The organism is Bacteroides sp. NSJ-39, assembly GCF_014287315.1.
In the GTDB taxonomy this organism is placed as follows: domain Bacteria; phylum Bacteroidota; class Bacteroidia; order Bacteroidales; family Bacteroidaceae; genus Bacteroides; species Bacteroides finegoldii.
This window is the reverse complement of sequence record NZ_JACOOB010000021.1, coordinates 13,219-30,886: the sequence shown is the minus strand read 5'-3', so window position 1 is coordinate 30,886 and position 17,668 is coordinate 13,219. Positions and strand designations below refer to the sequence as shown.

The window sequence follows — 17,668 nt, the reverse complement described above, 5'->3', positions numbered from 1 at the left end:
CCCCGGTGATTTACCAGAGCGGATATCTTACCATTAAAGGTTATGACGAGGAATTCGGAATGTATCGTCTTGGCTTTCCTAATCGTGAAGTAGAAGAGGGCTTTGTCCGTTTTCTTCTTCCTTTTATCTCAAATTCCTGAAATACGCCCGTACTTTCTTCATAATCTTGATTCCCATTACCACCCCATCGAATATCGCCATGCCTGTATTGAACGAACGCATAATGGCATCCGCTTTGTTGGTAGCCGGAGCTAGCGGAGCGAATATCTCGCGTGTTGTGGCAGTCATGGCTTTCTTTTGAGCGTGAATCTCATTTAGAAGTTTCTTTTTACGTTCTGCGATTTCTTCTAAAGTAATTTTCTGTGGTGGTGTTTGTGTACTCATAATTTATTTAGAATCGGTTAAAAATAAATTAGCGAGGAAGTTCACCATCGGAGAGATGATGAGCTGCTTGCGGAAAATAATAACTAGGAAGATTAGGACAATGTTGATACCGGCAATAATGGCAAAACTAGCCATGAGACCACCGACCAATGGCTCTAATATGTAAGCCAATGCAAAAAGCAGGTAAAACAGGGCTACCATGCCTAAGATAATAAGTACTAATATCATGATTAACGTTGAGAATAGTATGGTTAACTTTTCCGTTAATTCTAATTTGGTATATTTTTTCTGAAGTTCTAAATATTTCTTGAACTCGAAAAATAACTGCTGGAAATTCTCAATACTTTTATCGTCTGCAAACATGGTCGCTCTGTTTTAGTCTGTTGTTACTCATTTACTCTGCTATTTCTCCTTTCATCTCAGCTGCAATCTCGTCAACAAGATTTTCCATCTCATTACGGTTGAGCTTGATACCTTTCTTACGGAGAATCTCTGCAATTTTATGACGAGTATCTTCTCCCTTCTCAGGAGCAAATAAAATACCAAGGGCTGCGCCTACGGCTGCACCACCCAGAAAAGCTGCTAATACATTCAATCCTTTCATAATTTGTAATGTTTAAAATGATTATGATACAACAAATATAACATTTTTATTGAAAGGTTGTTCATGAAAACGAAAAAAAAGTGCTCAGTTTTATATTTATTTTTTTTCTTCTTCGGTTTAATCTTATTTAACTGACTTTCGAGGCTAACCAATATAACTTAAGGCGTACTTTTGCCAACTAATATTGTAAATCGAAACATAATGGAAGCTAAAATTGTTTTTATTACCGGTGCCAGTAGCGGAATTGGTGAAGGTTGTGCCCGTAAGTTTGCAAAAGAGGGATGGAACTTGATTTTGAATGCACGCACCGTGTCGAAGTTGGAGGAATTGAAGGCTGAATTGGAAAAGATGTATGGTGTGCGGGTATATATACTTCCTTTTGATGTACGTGACCGGAAGCAGGCTGCTGCAGCTTTGGAATCTTTGCCCGAAGAATGGAAAGCGATTGATGTGCTGGTCAACAATGCCGGACTGGTGATTGGTGTAGATAAGGAGTTTGAGGGGAGTTTGGATGAGTGGGACATCATGATCGATACGAATATAAGAGGGTTGCTGGCTATGACACGCATGGTAGTACCCGGTATGGTGGAACGCGGACGCGGACATGTTATCAATATTGGTTCCATTGCCGGTGATGCCGCTTATCCCGGAGGAAGCGTGTATTGTGCGACTAAAGCTGCTGTAAAAGCTCTGTCGGACGGTTTGCGGATTGACTTGGTGGATACACCATTGAGAGTAACGAATATTAAGCCGGGTATGGTGGAAACAAATTTTACGGTAGTACGTTATCGTGGAGATAAAGAGGCTGCTGATAATTTTTACAAAGGGATTCGTCCGTTGACGGGAGATGATATTGCCGAGACTGTCTATTTTGCCGCATCGGCTCCCGAGCATATTCAGATTGCGGAAGTACTTTTAATGCCTACTTATCAGGCTACGGGTACTATTTCGTACAAGAAAAAGACGGAATAGAGGTTTTTTTGCCGGATTTCTTTGCCGGATGATAAAATTTCTATTATTTTGTTGCCCGAAACTAAATGTAGATGGACAAGGATATAGAATTATTAATTAAAACATGAATATAGGATTATGAAAAAATTAGTCGTATTGGGAATGGGAGTATGCTTGGTGCTGGCTTTTGCATCTTGTAAATCCAGCGAAAGCGCCTATAAGAAAGCTTACGAGAAAGCAAAACAGCAGGAATTGGCGGAACCGCAGGTGGAAGCTCCGGTAGAAGTGACTCCGGTAGTGGCAGCTCCTGTGGCAACACCTAAAGTGGCAGATACATCCGGCGTTCGCCAGGAAAAAGTTACAGTGGTTTCCGGCAATGAGGGATTGAAAGATTATAGTGTAGTGGCAGGTAGTTTTGGCGTTAAAGCAAATGCGGAAGGTCTGAAAGACTGGTTGGACGCACAAGGTTATCAGTCAACTATCGCATTCAATGCAGATAAGGCGATGTATCGTGTTATCGTAAGTTCATTTGCCGATAAAGCTGCAGCAGCTGAAGCCCGTGATGCTTTTAAAGCTAAGTATCCGGACCGTTCGGACTTCCAGGGAGCCTGGTTGCTGTATCGTGTTTATTGATTTCTTTTTGGTAATATATACTTGGAAAGAACAAATGTTGTTTCCAAATAAGAAGGCGGTAACTGGGAAGTTACTGCTTTTTTATTGAGAAAGGGTTGAATATCTATTTAGATATTTTTATCTTTCTACTAAAAGAAGTTATAAATGTCAGTGAGGAAACTTTTATAGCAAAGAAAGTTTTTACTTTTGTCAATTCTTAATTTGGAGAATTCACAGCCTTGATGGAAATGAGGTTTTAATAAAAGAATTAAATGGAACAAAAATATGTAATGGCTGCTATTGATGCGGCATTGAAAGCAAGTGAAGAAATACTGTCTATTTATGAGGATCCGGCATCGGATTTTGAAATAGAAAGAAAGGCTGATAATTCTCCACTGACAATAGCGGACAGAAAAGCACATGAAGCAATTGTTGCCGTTTTGAGCAAGACTCCTTTCCCGATCCTTAGTGAAGAAGGGAGACATCTGGATTATGAGGTCCGCCGTAAATGGGATACGTTATGGATTGTGGATCCTTTGGATGGTACAAAGGAATTTATCAAGCGTAATGGAGAATTTACTGTAAATATTGCTTTGGTGCAAGACTCGGTGCCTGTGATAGGGGTTATTTATGTGCCTGTAAAGAGAATACTCTATTTTGCGGTTGAGGGTGTGGGAGCATATAAGTGCTCCGGTCTTGTCGGTCTGGAAGATGATACGGTGACATTGAAACAGATGATCGAAGATTCGGAACGGTTGCCTTTGGATGATCCTCGTGATCATTTCATAGTCGTTGCTTCCCGTTCGCACTTGTCGCCTGAAACGGAAGAATATATTGCAGACCTGAGGAAAAAGAAACGCGGTGGCATTGAGTTGATATCGCGTGGAAGTTCTATGAAGATCTGTCTGGTGGCGGAAGGAGAGGCTGACGTGTATCCGCGCTTTGCTCCGACTATGGAGTGGGATACGGCTGCCGGACATGCGATTGCACGTGCTGCCGGAATGGAAGTGTATCAAGCCGGAAAGGATGAACCGTTACGATATAATAAGGAGGACTTATTGAATCCTTGGTTTATTGTTGAGCCCAAGAGAGAACACTAATTGATGTTTATATGACATTTGAAATTGTATTTGTACTATTGGCCCTATTAGGAATGGTAGCTGCCTTGGTTGCAGATAAGATGCGTCCGGGTATGATACTTTTTTCAGTAGTGGTATTATTTTTGTGTGCCGGTATTCTGACTCCCAAAGAGATGCTTGAAGGCTTTAGCAACAAAGGTATGATAACTGTTGCTTTGCTATTTCTGGTGAGTGAAGGGATCCGACAGTCGGGTACGCTGGGACAGGTGATAAAGAAACTGTTGCCTCAGGGGAAGACAACGGTGTTTAAGGCACAGTTGCGTCTTTTACCTTCGGTAGCGTTCATTTCCGCTTTCTTGAATAATACTCCTGTCGTGGTTATCTTTGCTCCTATTATCAAGCATTGGGCTAATGCGGTGAAGCTTCCTGCTACAAAATTCTTGATACCTCTTTCTTATGTCACTATTCTGGGGGGTATTTGTACGCTGATCGGTACCTCTACTAATCTGGTGGTACATGGTATGATATTGGATGCCGGGTTCGAAGGCTTCTCAATGTTTGAACTTGGAAAGGTAGGAATCTTTATAGCCATTGCCGGCATTATTTATCTGTTTGTTTTCTCGAAGCGTCTGTTGCCGGATGCACGCCCGGATACGGCGGTACCGGATGAGGAAGTAGAGGAAGGGGAGAAGCTACACCGGGTAGAGGCAGTATTGGGTGCGCGTTTTCCCGGTATTAATAAGAAACTGAAGGATTTTAATTTCCAACGCCATTATGGGGCGGAAGTGAAGGAGATAAAGACACGTAACGGGCAACGTTTTGTTACGAATCTGGAAGATATAGTGCTTCATGAAGGAGATACTCTGGTTGTGATGGCTGATGATACGTTTATTCCGACATGGGGAGAATCTTCCGTATTCGTGCTATTGACAAATGGAAGTGACCCTGATACTGCCGGAAAGAAAAAACGTTGGTTTGCTTTGTTTCTTTTGGTGTTGATGATTGTAGGTGCAACAGTGGGTGAGCTTCCTATTGTGAGGGAAATGTTTCCGGATATCAAACTGGATATGTTCTTCTTTGTTTCTATTACTACTATTATTATGGCATGGACAAATCTGTTTCCTGCCCGCAAATATACTAAATACATTTCGTGGGATATCCTGATTACGATTGCTTGTGCTTTTGCGATCAGTAAGGCGATGGTAAATTCGGGAGTGGCGGATTGCGTTGCTAAGTTCATCATTGGGTTAAGTGATGATTACGGTCCGCACGTGTTGCTTGCAATGCTATTTATTATCACAAATCTGTTTACGGAGTTGATAACCAATAATGCAGCGGCGGCTTTGGCGTTTCCTTTGGCACTGTCGATCTCGGCACAGATGGGAGTCAGCCCGACACCTTTCTTTGTGGTGATTTGTATGGCTGCATCTGCCAGTTTCTCTACACCGATTGGTTATCAGACGAATCTGATTGTGCAAGGTATCGGTAACTATAAGTTTATGGATTTTGTGCGTATCGGATTACCGCTAAATATTATAACCTTCTTAATTTCTGTTATTCTGATCCCGATGATCTGGAACTTTTAATAAAACTAATTTATAGATGGAAGAAAAGAATCATATATATCCTATATTTGACCGCATGATGACACGGCAAGACAAAGAAGAGCTTTTGGGACAGCATAGTGTCATGATATGGTTTACCGGACTGAGCGGGTCGGGGAAAAGTACAGTTGCCATTGCATTGGAACGCGAACTGCATAAGCGTGGACTGCTTTGCCGTATTCTGGACGGGGATAATATCCGTAGCGGAATTAATAATAATTTGGGCTTTTCGGAAACCGACCGGGTGGAGAACATTCGCCGTATAGCCGAAGTGTCAAAGTTGTTTTTGGACAGCGGTATTATAACAATTGCTGCTTTTATCAGTCCGAATAATGATATTCGCGAAATGGCAGCGAATATAATCGGAAAGGATGATTTTCTGGAAATTTTCGTAAGTACCCCGTTGGAGGAGTGTGAGAGACGCGATGTAAAGGGCTTGTATGCGAAAGCCCGCAAAGGAGAAATAAAGAATTTTACGGGAATCTCTGCGCCTTTTGAGATACCGGAACATCCGGCTTTGTCGTTGGATACTTCTAAACTAAGTCTGGAAGAATCTGTGAATCGTTTGCTGGAGCTGATTTTACCTAAAGTGAAGAATGTGAAATGAAGAATGAAGAATTGGGAATGAAGAATTAGTATGCGGTTGTCGGCAAATTCATAATTCGTAATTCATAACTTTTAAAATAAATGGAAGAATATAAATTAAGCCACTTGAAAGAACTCGAAGCAGAGTCTATTCATATCATCCGCGAGGTGGCGGCGGAATTTGAGAATCCGGTGATGCTTTACAGTATCGGAAAGGATTCTTCGGTGATGGTACGTTTGGCGGAAAAAGCGTTTTATCCGGGTAAAGTACCATTCCCTTTGATGCATATCGATTCGAAATGGAAGTTCAAGGAGATGATTCAGTTCCGTGACGAATATGCTAAGAAATATGGATGGAATCTGATTGTAGAAAGTAATATGGAAGCTTTCAATGCAGGGGTGGGACCTTTTACGCATGGAAGCAAAGTACACACTGACCTGATGAAGACACAGGCATTGCTTCGGGCTCTGGATAAGTATAAGTTTGATGCAGCGTTCGGGGGAGCCCGTCGTGATGAAGAGAAATCACGTGCGAAAGAACGTATTTTCTCTTTCCGGGATAAGTTCCATCAGTGGGATCCGAAAAACCAGCGCCCTGAATTGTGGGATATTTATAATGCCCGTGTACACAAGGGGGAAAGTATTCGCGTATTCCCGTTGAGTAACTGGACAGAGTTGGATATCTGGCAGTACATTCGGCTGGAGAATATTCCGATTGTCCCGTTGTATTATGCAAAGGAACGTCCGGTAGTACAAATGGATGGTAATCTGATTATGGCGGATGATGACCGCTTGCCGGAAAAATACCGTGATCAGATTGAAATGAAGATGGTCCGTTTCCGTACACTGGGTTGTTGGCCATTGACGGGTGCTGTAGAAAGCGGAGCTTCAACAATTGAGGAGATTGTGGAAGAAATGATGACTACTACTAAGAGTGAGCGGACAACTCGCGTGATTGACTTCGACCAGGATGCGAGTATGGAGCAGAAGAAACGTGAAGGATACTTTTAATTGTAACAAGTGATGGCAGATAATAAATTAGATATAAAGGCTTTTCTGGATAAGGATGAGCAGAAAGACTTGCTGAGACTGTTGACCGCCGGTTCGGTTGATGATGGGAAATCAACGCTGATCGGACGTTTGTTGTTTGACAGTAAGAAATTGTACGAAGACCAGTTGGATGCGTTGGAGCGTGATAGCAAACGTGTAGGAAATGCGGGTGAGCATATAGACTACGCATTGTTGCTCGATGGTTTGAAAGCCGAACGGGAACAGGGTATTACGATTGATGTGGCTTATCGTTATTTTTCTACCAACGGCCGTAAGTTTATTATTGCGGATACTCCGGGACATGAGCAGTATACTCGTAATATGATCACCGGCGGATCTACGGCTAACTTAGCTATTATTCTGGTAGACGCCCGTATGGGAGTGATTACACAGACACGCCGCCATACTTTCCTGGTATCTCTGTTGGGTATCAAGCATGTCGTATTGGCAGTAAACAAGATGGACTTGGTGGACTTCTCGGAAGAACGGTTCAACGAGATTGTTGCCGAATACAAGAAATTCGTTGCTCCGTTGGGAATTCCTGATGTGAACTGTATTCCTCTTTCCGCTTTGGATGGAGATAATGTAGTGGATAAATCGGAACGTACTCCGTGGTATAAAGGAATCTCTTTGTTGGATTTTCTGGAAACCGTTCATATCGATAATGACCATAATCTGTCTGATTTCCGTTTCCCGGTTCAATATGTACTTCGCCCGAATCTGGACTTTAGAGGTTTCTGCGGTAAGGTCGCATCCGGTATTGTCCGTAAGGGGGATACAGTGATGGCACTTCCTTCGGGAAAAACGTCTAAGGTAAAAAGTATCGTAACTTATGACGGGGAGTTGGATTATGCGTTTCCACCGCAATCTGTTACATTGACTTTGGAAGATGAGATTGATGTGTCTCGTGGTGAAATGCTGGTACATCCGGATAACTTGCCTATTATCGACCGTAATTTTGAGGCAATGATGGTGTGGATGGACGAGGAACCGATGGATATCAATAAATCTTTCTTTATCAAGCAAACGACTAATCTGAGCCGTACCCGTATTGATGCGATTAAATATAAGGTGGATGTAAACACAATGGAACACCTTTCTGTTGATAATGGACAATTGACGGCAGATAGTTTGCCATTGCAGCTCAATCAGATTGCACGTGTGGTGCTGACTACTGCCAAAGAACTTTTCTTTGATCCGTATAAGAAGAATAAGTCATGCGGTTCATTTATCTTGATTGATCCTATTACGAATAATACTTCGGCTGTCGGTATGATTATCGATCGGGTTGAGGTGAAGGATATGAGCAATACGGATGATATTCCTGTTTTGGACTTACCGAAGTTGGGAATTGCTCCGGAACATTATGAAGCTGTGGAGAAAGCAGCAAAGGAATTGGAACGTCAGGGTTTTGCTGTGAAAATAATAAAGTAAGAAAAGTATGGGATTACTCGAATTTAATAAACTTCCGATTAATACGCTGGTAGGTGCAGACTGGAAAACGTTTAAGGCTATCACTGCCGGTCGTGAAATAGATGCGGCTTACAAAGGAAAATACCGGTTGACAAAGGCGGTGTGCCGTTTACTCTCTCCATTAGCCGGATTGCAGAATAGCCGGTATGAAAAGCTATTGGTCAACCAACCATTGGAACATGATCCGGTATTTATTCTGGGACATTGGAGAAGCGGAACTACTTTTGTTCATAATGTGTTCTCTTGCGACAAGCATTTTGGGTATAATACAACGTATCAGACTGTGTTTCCTCATTTGATGATGTGGGGACAGCCTTTCTTTAAAAAGAATATGAGTTGGCTGATGCCGGATAAACGTCCGACCGACAATATGGAACTGGCTGTGGATCTTCCGCAGGAAGAGGAATTTGCATTGTCGAATATGATGCCTTATACTTATTATAATTTTTGGTTTTTACCGAAATGTCAACAGGAATATGCAGACAAGTATCTGTTGTTTGATGATATTACAGACGCGGAGTTGAAAGTTTTTGAAGAGGTATTTACGAAACTGATTAAGATTTCTTTGTGGAATACACATGGTACTCAATTCCTTAGCAAGAATCCTCCGCACACCGGTCGGGTGAAAGAACTGGTAAAGATGTTCCCGAACGCTAAGTTTATTTACTTGATGCGTAATCCGTATACGGTATTCGAATCTACACGCAGTTTCTTTACAAATACGATTCAACCGTTGAAGTTGCAGGATATCAGCAATGAACAATTGGAGGAAAATATCCTTTCTATCTATGCAAAACTTTATCATAAGTATGAATCGGATAAACAGTTTATCCCCGAAGGTAATCTGATGGAGGTGAAGTTTGAAGATTTTGAAGCAGATGCGATGGGAATGACAGAGAATATTTATAAGTCGCTTTCTATTCCGGGATTCACGGAAGCGCGTGCTGACATAGAAAAGTATGTGGGCGGTAAGAAAGGATATAAAAAGAACAAGTATAAATATGATGATCGCACAATTCGTCTGGTTGAAGAGAATTGGGGATTTGCTTTAAAGCAATGGGAGTATAATTTATAAGAAGAAAAAAAAGAAAGGAAAGTAATGGTTCAGAAAATCGTTCATCGCCTGTTGATGACAGGTTTTGTTGCATTTTTTTCTTCCTTGTCTTTGATGGCGCAGCATAAAGTCGAAATGGTTCCTTTTGGAGACATGGATCAATGGGTAGACCGTCAAATAAAGGAGTCGAGCATTATTGGCGGAAATACAAAGAATGTATATGCGATAGGGCCGACCACTGTAATCAAGGGAGATCAGGTTTATAAAAATATGGGTGGTTCGCCTTGGGGTACTTCAAACGTGATGGCAAAAGTAGCCGGAATTACCAAGACGAACACATCGGTTTTCCCCGAAAAAAGAGGGAATGGATACTGTGCGCGGCTGGATACTCGCATGGAAAGTGTGAAGGTACTGGGACTGGTCAATATCACGGTGCTGGCGGCTGGTTCTATTTTTACCGGATCGGTGCATGAACCTATTAAAGGTACTAAGAACCCACAGAAGATGCTGCAGACCGGTATTCCGTTTACTAAGAAACCGGTAGCCCTTCAGTTCGATTACAAGGTGAAGATGTCGGATCGCGAAAATCGTATCCGTGCTACCGGATTCAGTAAGATTACGGATGTTCCCGGTAAAGATTATCCTGCAGCTATTCTGTTTTTACAGAAACGTTGGGAAGATGCGGAAGGAAACGTGTATGCGAAACGTATCGGTACAATGGTGACCTATTATTATCACTCTACGGACTGGAAGAATAATGTTTCCTATGAAATTATGTATGGTGATATTACAAGTCGTCCTGAATATAAGGCTCACATGATGCGTCTGCAGGTTACTGAAAGTTACACGGTCAATAGTAAAGGCGAAAGTGTACCTATTCATGAGGTGGCTTGGGGGGATGAAAATGACGTTCCTACCCATCTGTGTCTTCAGTTTACATCCAGCCACGGAGGGGCATATATAGGTTCTCCGGGAAATACATTATGGATTGATAATGTGAAGTTAGTATATTAAAGGTACAGCAGAAAAATAAGAATAGCCAATGATAAATTTGTCGTTGGCTATTTTTGTTTTATAAAAAAAGAATGGGGGTGTGATTTTTTACGTGATTTTTTGTGTGTATTATATTAAATATCTATATTTGCAGTAATTTTTAAGAAAATAAGTTCATCTTATTCTCTTTTTGATGGAAATATATTATTTACTAAAATAAATTGAGATGAAAAAGGGTTTATTATTTATTTTATTGGCGGCAGTTTCTGTTTGTCTGCCTGCTCAGGAAAAAGAAAAAGCAGCAACTAGCTATAGCGTAGAGACAAACCGCTTTGGAGCTAATTGGTTTATTAGCGGTGGTCTGGGAGCCCAGATGTATTTTGGAGATAATGACGGTAAGTTGGATTTTGGAAAACGACTTGCTCCTGCATTGGACATTGCTGTAGGAAAGTGGTTTACTCCCGGAATCGGTTTGCGTATTGCTTATAATGGTCTTCAGGCTAAGGGAGCTACTTTGCTTGAAGATGATGCTTACGTAAAAGGTGGCGTTATGTCTAACGGATATTATAAGCAGAAATGGAATATCGCTAATTTCCATGCTGATGTTATGTTGAACCTTACTAATATGTTCTGCGGGTATAAGGAAGACCGTCTGTATTCATTCATCCCTTATGCAGGTGCAGGATGGGTTCATTCTTGGACGAAACCGACAGATGATAATATTGGTTTTAATTTAGGTTTGATTAACCGTTTCCGTTTGTCGTCTGCTTTGGACTTCAACGTGGAAATGCGTAGCCTGTTTATGAAAAATACATTGGCTGGTGAGAATAAGGAAGCTATGTTAGGACTGACTGTAGGTGTTACTTATAAATTTAAGAAACGCGGTTGGAATGCAGTTCCTACAGTTCCGATGGTTCCAGAGAGCCAGTTGAACGATATGAGAGACAGAGTAAACGCACTGAAGGGTGAAAATGAATCTTTGAAGCGTGACTTGGTTGAAGCACGTAATAAGAAACCGGAAGTGGTTGTTAAGAAAGAAGCCGGATTTGTTCCACGCCTTGTCGTAGTATTCAATATCGGTAAGAGCAATATCAGCAAGAGAGAGTACATGAATATCGAAGCTATGGCTAAGGGTATCAAGGAAAATCCAGGAAAAGTATTTACTATAACTGGATATGCTGATAAGGGTACAGGCTCTGCTGAATACAACATGAAGTTGAGTAAGAAGAGAGCTGAAGCTGTTCGTGACTTGATGGTTAACGAATTCGGAGTTCCTGCTTCTCAGTTGAAGGTTGACTATAAGGGTGGTGTTGGCAACATGTTCTATGATGATGCTAAACTGAGCCGTGTAGCAATTGTTGAAGAATAATATATATTTGAAATATTATAATAAAAGAGACGTTTCCTTTCACGGGAAGCGTCTTTTTTGTATTTTTGTGCCCCATGAGCAGAATAGTAGCAATAGATTACGGAAGAAAACGTACAGGAATAGCTGTCAGCGACACCATGCAGCTGATTGCCAATGGCTTGACGACAGTTCCTACACATGAGCTTTTGAATTTTATCGGTGATTACATCGCTAAGGAACCGGTAGAGCGGATTATTATTGGATTGCCTAAGCAAATGAATAATGAAGTTTCGGAGAATATGAAAAATATAGAACCTTTTGTCCGTTCACTGAAAAAACGTTTTCCTGAGCTTCCAGTGGAGTATGTGGATGAGCGTTTTACCTCCGTTCTTGCGCATCGGACTATGCTGGAGGCGGGACTGAAAAAGAAAGACCGGCAGAACAAGGCTTTGGTCGATGAGATTAGCGCTACAATTATTCTGCAAACATATTTGGAAAGTAAACGTTTTTAATATAGACAAAGAATAACTTAATTTTTTAGTAGAATATCAGATATGATTTTACCTATTTATGTATATGGCCAGCCTGTTTTAAGAAAGGTGGCAGAGGATATAACTCCGGATTATCCGAATCTGAAAGAGTTGATTGCAAATATGTTTGAAACAATGGTGCATGCGGATGGTGTAGGATTGGCTGCTCCGCAAATCGGTTTGCCAATTCGTGTTGTTACCATTACATTAGATCCGCTCTCGGAGGATTATCCTGAATTTAAAGATTTTAATAAAGCTTATATCAATCCCCATATACTAGAGGTCGGGGGAGAAGAAGTAAGTATGGAAGAAGGATGTCTGAGTCTGCCGGGTATCCATGAGACAGTGAAAAGAGGAGATAAGATTCGCGTGAAATATATGGATGAGAATTTTGTGGAACACGAGGAAGTTGTAGAAGGCTATCTGGCTCGCGTAATGCAACATGAATTCGACCATTTGGACGGTAAGATGTTTATTGATCATCTTTCTCCACTTCGTAAGCAAATGATTAAGGGAAAACTGAATACGATGTTGAAGGGGAAAGCACGCAGTTCTTATAAGATGAAACAGGTAAAATAAAGATAAAAAACGTTTATATCCCTGTCAAGTAAACGAAAAGCATTATTTTTGCTTCGTTTACAAGTATAAAATGTCGATGATAAAGAGAATATTAACAGTATTATTACTGTTCCCCACACTGGTATGTGCTCAGATAAATACGGATCGGGTGATGACTATCGCCCGAAACGCTCTTTATTTTGAGGATTATGTACTTTCCATTCAGTACTTCAACCAGGTAATTAACGCTAAACCTTATTTGTATGAGCCTTATTTTTTCAGGGCTTTGGCCAAACTGAATTTGGAAGATTTTCAAGGTGCAGAAGCAGACTGTGATGCGGCTATCCAACGCAATCCGTTTGTGGTAGGTGCTTATCAGATTCGTGGCCTTGCCAGAATCCGTCAGAGCAAATTTGACGAGGCTATTGAAGATTATCAGAAGGCTTTGCATTATGATCCGGAGAATATCACTCTGTGGCATAATTTAACGTTATCTCATATTCAGAAAAAGGATTATAATTCAGCAAAAGAGGATCTGGAAAGTTTGCTGAAAGTGTCTCCCCGTTATACACGTGCTTATTTAATGAGGGGGGAAGTGTCTTTGCAGCAGAAGGACACCATTGCTGCCTTGACCGATTTCAATAAGGCGCTTGAATTGGATAAATATGATCCGGACGCATGGGCTGCACGGGCAATTGTGAAATTGCAGCAATCCAAATATGCGGAAGCGGAATCGGATTTTGACCGGGCTATTCATTTAAGTGCGAAGAATGCCGGAAACTATATTAATCGTGCATTGGCAAGATTCCATCAGAATAATCTGAGGGGTGCTATGAGTGACTATGATTTGGCATTGGATATTGATCCCAATAACTTTATCGGACATTATAATCGTGGTCTGCTTCGTGCACGGGTAGGGGATGACAACCGGGCAATTGAGGACTTTGATTTTGTCATTCAAATGGAACCGGATAATATGATGGCTGTCTTTAACCGTGGTTTACTCCGTGCGCAGACAGGTGATTATCGTGGGGCCATACAAGACTATACGACTGTTATCAATCAGTATCCTAACTTTCTGGCCGGATATTATCAGCGTTCGGAAGCCCGTAGAAAAATTGGGGATAAGAAAGGAGCGGAACAAGATGAGTTTAAGGTCATGAAAGCCCAGATTGACAAGCAGAACGGTGTGACTAATAAGGATGTTGCCCAGAATAAAGATAAAGCGGACGGAAGTGGAGATGAAGATGGAGAAAAAACACGCAAGAAGTCGGATAAGAATATGAATAACTATCGTAAGATAGTAATTGCCGATGACTCTGAAGCCGAACAGCGTTATACGAGTGATTATCGTGGACGTGTGCAGGACAAGAATGTAAATATCACGCTGGAGCCCATGTTTGCTTTGACTTATTATGAGAAAATGAGTGACGTGAAACGTTCGGTGAATTTTCATAAGTATATTGAGGACTTGAACCATACGGGAATCCTCTCTAAACGTCTCCGTATTACGAATATGGAAGCTCCGTTGACAGAAGAACAGGTGAAATTCCATTTTGCTTTGATCGATACACATACGTCCGCTATCGTGGCTGATGAAAAGAGCGCTCCGAAGCGTTTTGCCCGTGCGATTGACTTCTATCTGGTGCAGGACTTCTCAAGTGCTGTGGCTGACTTGACACAGACGATTCTGTTGGACGGTGATTTCTTCCCGGCTTATTTTATGCGTGCGCTTATCCGCTGTAAGCAACTGGAATATCAGAAGGCGGAACAAGCCGCCGAAACGGATATTCCGGGTGATAAACGTAAAGAGATTACTGCGGTTGATTATGAAGTAGTAAGGAAAGACCTGGACAAGGTGATCAATCTGGCACCGGACTTTGTTTATGCTTACTATAACCGTGCGAATGTCTCTGCTATGCTGAAGGACTACCGGGCTGCTATTGCCGATTATGACAAGGCGATCGAGCTGAATCCTGATTTTGCGGATGCTTACTTTAATAGAGGCCTTACCCATATATTTTTAGGTAATAACAAGCTGGGCATTTCTGATTTAAGTAAAGCCGGTGAGTTGGGTATTGTTTCTGCTTATAACGTGATCAAACGTTTTACGGATCAGACGGAATAACATTTATTTGATAAAAAATGGAAAACTCAAAAGATTTACTTACTTTTGCGTTCAAATTGTGAAAATATAACATCATCTATTATGATAAAGATAAAATTTCCCGATGGCTCTGTTCGTGAATATAATGAAGGAGTGAACGGTTTACAGATTGCAGAAAGTATCAGTTCGCGTTTGGCACAAGATGTTTTGGCTTGTGGCGTGAATGGCGAGACTTATGATTTAGGACGTCCTATTAATGAAGATGCTGATTTCGTGCTTTATAAATGGGATGATGAAGAAGGCAAACATGCTTTTTGGCATACAAGTGCTCACTTGCTGGCTGAAGCTTTGCAGGAACTTTATCCGGGCATTCAGTTCGGTATCGGCCCGGCCATTGAAAACGGATTCTATTATGATGTAGATCCGGGAGAAGCGGTAATCAAGGAAAGTGATCTGCCTGCTATTGAAGCTAAGATGCAGGAACTGGCTGCCAAGAAAGAGGATGTAGTCAGAGAGAGCATTGCCAAAGCGGATGCATTGAAGATGTTTGGCGATCGTGGGGAAACTTATAAATGTGAGTTGATTTCCGAATTGGAAGACGGACATATTACTACTTATACGCAAGGGGCATTTACTGATCTTTGCCGTGGTCCTCACTTGATGACGACTGCTCCGATCAAAGCTATCAAACTGACTACGGTAGCCGGTGCATATTGGCGTGGTCAGGAAGACCGTAAGATGTTGACACGTATTTATGGTATCACGTTCCCGAAGAAGAAAATGCTGGATGAGTATCTGGTATTGTTGGAAGAAGCCAAAAAACGTGACCACCGTAAGATCGGCAAAGAGATGCAGTTGTTCATGTTCTCGGAGACGGTAGGAAAGGGACTTCCGATGTGGTTGCCGAAAGGTACTGCATTACGTCTGCGTTTGCAGGAATTCTTGCGTCGTATCCAGACTCGCTATGACTATCAGGAAGTAATCACCCCGCCGATTGGCAACAAGTTACTATATGTGACTTCCGGTCACTATGCAAAATATGGCAAAGACGCTTTCCAACCTATTCATACTCCGGAAGAAGGAGAAGAGTACTTCTTGAAACCGATGAACTGCCCTCACCATTGTGAGATTTATAAGAACTTCCCGCGTTCATATAAAGACCTTCCATTGCGTATTGCTGAATTTGGAACAGTTTGTCGTTATGAACAAAGTGGTGAGTTGCACGGTTTAACTCGTGTACGTAGCTTTACGCAGGATGACGCTCATATTTTCTGTCGTCCGGATCAGGTAAAAGATGAATTCCTTCGTGTAATGGATATCATCTCTATTGTGTTCCGTTCTATGAATTTCCAGAATTTTGAGGCTCAGATATCATTACGCGATAAAGTAAACCGCGAAAAATATATTGGTAGTGATGATAATTGGGAAAAGGCAGAACAGGCTATTATCGAGGCGTGTGAAGAAAAAGGATTACCTGCTAAGATTGAATATGGTGAAGCGGCTTTCTACGGTCCTAAGCTCGACTTTATGGTGAAAGATGCAATCGGTCGTCGCTGGCAGTTGGGTACTATCCAGGTAGACTATAACTTGCCGGAACGTTTTGAATTGGAATATATGGGATCTGATAATCAGAAACACCGTCCGGTTATGATCCATCGTGCACCGTTCGGATCAATGGAGCGCTTTGTTGCCGTGCTGATTGAACATACCGCCGGTAAGTTCCCATTGTGGTTGACACCCGACCAGGTTGCTATTCTGCCGATCAGTGAGAAGTTCAATGAATATGCGGAACAAGTGAAGATGTATCTGAAAACTCACGAAATCCGTGCGATTGTAGATGACCGCAACGAAAAAATAGGTCGCAAGATCCGTGATAATGAGATGAAACGTATTCCTTATATGCTGATTGTCGGCGAAAAAGAAGCAGAAAATGGTGAAGTTTCTGTTCGTAGACAAGGCGAAGGAGATAAGGGGACCATGAAATTTGAAGAATTTGCTAAAATTTTGAACGAAGAAGTTCAGAATATGATAAATAAATGGTAACTTTGCAGCCGTTTCATGATAAATATTTAGTAGAACAATAAAAAGATCAAACTAGGAAGTAAACGTTTTTAATGAAGAATGACACTTTTAAAGGGCAATACAGAATCAACGAACAGATTCGTGCCAAAGAAGTCCGCATTGTAGGCGACGATATTGAACCGAAAGTATATCCTATCTTTCAAGCCTTGAAAATGGCCGAAGAGAAAGAATTGGATTTAGTGGAAATTTCTCCTAATGCTCAACCCCCTGTTTGTCGTATTATTGATTACTCTAAATTTCTTTATCAATTAAAGAAACGCCAGAAGGAACAAAAAGCGAAGCAGGTTAAGGTCAATGTAAAAGAGATCCGTTTCGGACCTCAGACAGACGATCATGATTACAACTTCAAGTTGAAGCATGCTAAGGGCTTTTTGGAAGATGGAGATAAGGTGAAGGCCTATGTGTTCTTTAAGGGACGTTCCATCCTTTTTAAGGAGCAAGGTGAAGTTCTTTTGCTTCGTTTTGCCAACGACCTTGAAGATTACGCGAAAGTAGATCAGATGCCTATACTTGAGGGAAAGCGTATGACTATACAACTTTCTCCGAAAAAGAAAGAGGCAGCTAAAAAGCCAGCAGCACCGAAACCTGCCGCTCCTGTGCAGAAAGCTGAAAAGCCGGAAGCTGAGGAAGAATAAGAGAAAATGCGTAACGCGC

Annotated in this window: 18 protein-coding genes; 15 read left to right on the top strand and 3 right to left on the bottom strand. The window is 41.6% G+C overall.

Features of this window, described 5'->3' with window-relative positions:
- Window positions 1–123: 123 nt before the first annotated feature.
- The 3 genes from H8S63_RS17500 to H8S63_RS17490 are packed head-to-tail and all read right to left on the bottom strand — an operon-like array spanning window position 124 to window position 988.
- Window positions 124–384: a hypothetical protein gene (locus H8S63_RS17500; protein WP_186927497.1), complete on the bottom strand. Its 261-nt coding sequence runs from the start codon at window positions 382–384 to the stop codon at window positions 124–126.
- A 3-nt stretch (window positions 385–387) separates the two neighbouring features.
- Window positions 388–747, bottom strand: coding sequence for a phage holin family protein (locus tag H8S63_RS17495; RefSeq protein WP_186927496.1), 360 nt, complete (start codon window positions 745–747; stop codon window positions 388–390).
- A 31-nt stretch (window positions 748–778) separates the two neighbouring features.
- Complete coding sequence (locus H8S63_RS17490) at window positions 779–988, bottom strand: YtxH domain-containing protein (protein WP_007753720.1); 210 nt, start codon at window positions 986–988, stop codon at window positions 779–781.
- Window positions 989–1,189: 201 nt separating this feature from the next.
- Here H8S63_RS17490 and H8S63_RS17485 point away from each other — a divergent pair, with 201 nt between their 5' ends.
- The 15 genes from H8S63_RS17485 (at window position 1,190) to infC (ending at window position 17,649) form a co-directional block, all read left to right on the top strand.
- Window positions 1,190–1,960, top strand: coding sequence for an SDR family oxidoreductase (locus H8S63_RS17485; protein WP_007759322.1), 771 nt, complete (start codon window positions 1,190–1,192; stop codon window positions 1,958–1,960).
- A 117-nt stretch (window positions 1,961–2,077) separates the two neighbouring features.
- Window positions 2,078–2,572 carry an SPOR domain-containing protein gene (locus tag H8S63_RS17480; RefSeq protein ID WP_186927495.1) on the top strand — a complete coding sequence of 165 codons (495 nt, stop codon included), beginning with the start codon at window positions 2,078–2,080 and terminating at the stop codon, window positions 2,570–2,572.
- A 251-nt stretch (window positions 2,573–2,823) separates the two neighbouring features.
- Window positions 2,824–3,651: a 3'(2'),5'-bisphosphate nucleotidase CysQ gene (gene cysQ, locus H8S63_RS17475; protein WP_022276048.1), complete on the top strand. Its 828-nt coding sequence runs from the start codon at window positions 2,824–2,826 to the stop codon at window positions 3,649–3,651.
- Between the two features lie 11 nt (window positions 3,652–3,662).
- Entirely contained in the window at window positions 3,663–5,216 is a 1,554-nt protein-coding gene (locus H8S63_RS17470) for an SLC13 family permease (protein WP_143864638.1), read from the top strand.
- Between the two features lie 16 nt (window positions 5,217–5,232).
- Complete coding sequence (gene cysC / locus H8S63_RS17465) at window positions 5,233–5,841, top strand: adenylyl-sulfate kinase (protein ID WP_007753733.1); 609 nt, start codon at window positions 5,233–5,235, stop codon at window positions 5,839–5,841.
- Between the two features lie 80 nt (window positions 5,842–5,921).
- Window positions 5,922–6,830: a sulfate adenylyltransferase subunit CysD gene (gene cysD / locus H8S63_RS17460; RefSeq protein WP_007759335.1), complete on the top strand. Its 909-nt coding sequence runs from the start codon at window positions 5,922–5,924 to the stop codon at window positions 6,828–6,830.
- 12 nt (window positions 6,831–6,842) lie between these two features.
- The gene (cysN, locus tag H8S63_RS17455; protein ID WP_007753737.1) at window positions 6,843–8,303 is read left to right on the top strand and encodes a sulfate adenylyltransferase subunit CysN; all 1,461 of its coding nucleotides are present in this window, start codon (window positions 6,843–6,845) and stop codon (window positions 8,301–8,303) included.
- A gap of 7 nt (window positions 8,304–8,310) precedes the next feature.
- The gene (locus H8S63_RS17450) at window positions 8,311–9,417 is read left to right on the top strand and encodes a sulfotransferase (protein ID WP_186927494.1); all 1,107 of its coding nucleotides are present in this window, start codon (window positions 8,311–8,313) and stop codon (window positions 9,415–9,417) included.
- A gap of 24 nt (window positions 9,418–9,441) precedes the next feature.
- A complete protein-coding gene (locus tag H8S63_RS17445) occupies window positions 9,442–10,410 on the top strand; it encodes a PCMD domain-containing protein (protein ID WP_186927493.1) in 969 nt (322 codons plus the stop codon).
- Window positions 10,411–10,615: 205 nt separating this feature from the next.
- Window positions 10,616–11,758, top strand: a complete 1,143-nt coding sequence (locus H8S63_RS17440; protein WP_186927492.1) for an OmpA family protein — start codon at window positions 10,616–10,618, stop codon at window positions 11,756–11,758.
- A 74-nt stretch (window positions 11,759–11,832) separates the two neighbouring features.
- Window positions 11,833–12,249: a Holliday junction resolvase RuvX gene (gene ruvX, locus H8S63_RS17435; RefSeq protein ID WP_022276045.1), complete on the top strand. Its 417-nt coding sequence runs from the start codon at window positions 11,833–11,835 to the stop codon at window positions 12,247–12,249.
- A gap of 42 nt (window positions 12,250–12,291) precedes the next feature.
- Entirely contained in the window at window positions 12,292–12,846 is a 555-nt protein-coding gene (def, locus tag H8S63_RS17430; RefSeq protein WP_186927491.1) for a peptide deformylase, read from the top strand.
- A 76-nt stretch (window positions 12,847–12,922) separates the two neighbouring features.
- Window positions 12,923–14,953: a tetratricopeptide repeat protein gene (locus H8S63_RS17425; protein WP_186927490.1), complete on the top strand. Its 2,031-nt coding sequence runs from the start codon at window positions 12,923–12,925 to the stop codon at window positions 14,951–14,953.
- Between the two features lie 81 nt (window positions 14,954–15,034).
- Window positions 15,035–16,975 (top strand): threonine--tRNA ligase, encoded by a 1,941-nt coding sequence (gene thrS, locus H8S63_RS17420; protein ID WP_007753754.1) that lies wholly within the window; start codon window positions 15,035–15,037, stop codon window positions 16,973–16,975.
- Window positions 16,976–17,046: 71 nt separating this feature from the next.
- Entirely contained in the window at window positions 17,047–17,649 is a 603-nt protein-coding gene (gene infC / locus H8S63_RS17415) for a translation initiation factor IF-3 (RefSeq protein WP_055278283.1), read from the top strand.
- The last annotated feature ends 19 nt before the right edge of the window (window positions 17,650–17,668 follow it).

What these genes read in the sequence shown, in the direction of transcription:
- infC (WP_055278283.1), top strand. Translation starts at nt 17,047, where the DNA reads ATGAAGAATGACACTTTTAAAGGGCAATACAGAATCAACGAACAGATT.
- H8S63_RS17440 (WP_186927492.1), top strand. Translation starts at nt 10,616, where the DNA reads ATGAAAAAGGGTTTATTATTTATTTTATTGGCGGCAGTTTCTGTTTGT.
- cysQ (WP_022276048.1), top strand. Translation starts at nt 2,824, where the DNA reads ATGGAACAAAAATATGTAATGGCTGCTATTGATGCGGCATTGAAAGCA.
- H8S63_RS17450 (WP_186927494.1), top strand. Translation starts at nt 8,311, where the DNA reads ATGGGATTACTCGAATTTAATAAACTTCCGATTAATACGCTGGTAGGT.
- thrS (WP_007753754.1), top strand. Translation starts at nt 15,035, where the DNA reads ATGATAAAGATAAAATTTCCCGATGGCTCTGTTCGTGAATATAATGAA.
- H8S63_RS17485 (WP_007759322.1), top strand. Translation starts at nt 1,190, where the DNA reads ATGGAAGCTAAAATTGTTTTTATTACCGGTGCCAGTAGCGGAATTGGT.
- ruvX (WP_022276045.1), top strand. Translation starts at nt 11,833, where the DNA reads ATGAGCAGAATAGTAGCAATAGATTACGGAAGAAAACGTACAGGAATA.
- cysN (WP_007753737.1), top strand. Translation starts at nt 6,843, where the DNA reads ATGGCAGATAATAAATTAGATATAAAGGCTTTTCTGGATAAGGATGAG.
- H8S63_RS17495 (WP_186927496.1), bottom strand. Translation starts at nt 747, where the DNA reads ATGTTTGCAGACGATAAAAGTATTGAGAATTTCCAGCAGTTATTTTTC.
- cysC (WP_007753733.1), top strand. Translation starts at nt 5,233, where the DNA reads ATGGAAGAAAAGAATCATATATATCCTATATTTGACCGCATGATGACA.
- def (WP_186927491.1), top strand. Translation starts at nt 12,292, where the DNA reads ATGATTTTACCTATTTATGTATATGGCCAGCCTGTTTTAAGAAAGGTG.
- cysD (WP_007759335.1), top strand. Translation starts at nt 5,922, where the DNA reads ATGGAAGAATATAAATTAAGCCACTTGAAAGAACTCGAAGCAGAGTCT.
- H8S63_RS17445 (WP_186927493.1), top strand. Translation starts at nt 9,442, where the DNA reads ATGGTTCAGAAAATCGTTCATCGCCTGTTGATGACAGGTTTTGTTGCA.
- H8S63_RS17490 (WP_007753720.1), bottom strand. Translation starts at nt 988, where the DNA reads ATGAAAGGATTGAATGTATTAGCAGCTTTTCTGGGTGGTGCAGCCGTA.
- H8S63_RS17470 (WP_143864638.1), top strand. Translation starts at nt 3,663, where the DNA reads ATGACATTTGAAATTGTATTTGTACTATTGGCCCTATTAGGAATGGTA.
- H8S63_RS17480 (WP_186927495.1), top strand. Translation starts at nt 2,078, where the DNA reads ATGAAAAAATTAGTCGTATTGGGAATGGGAGTATGCTTGGTGCTGGCT.
- H8S63_RS17500 (WP_186927497.1), bottom strand. Translation starts at nt 384, where the DNA reads ATGAGTACACAAACACCACCACAGAAAATTACTTTAGAAGAAATCGCA.
- H8S63_RS17425 (WP_186927490.1), top strand. Translation starts at nt 12,923, where the DNA reads ATGATAAAGAGAATATTAACAGTATTATTACTGTTCCCCACACTGGTA.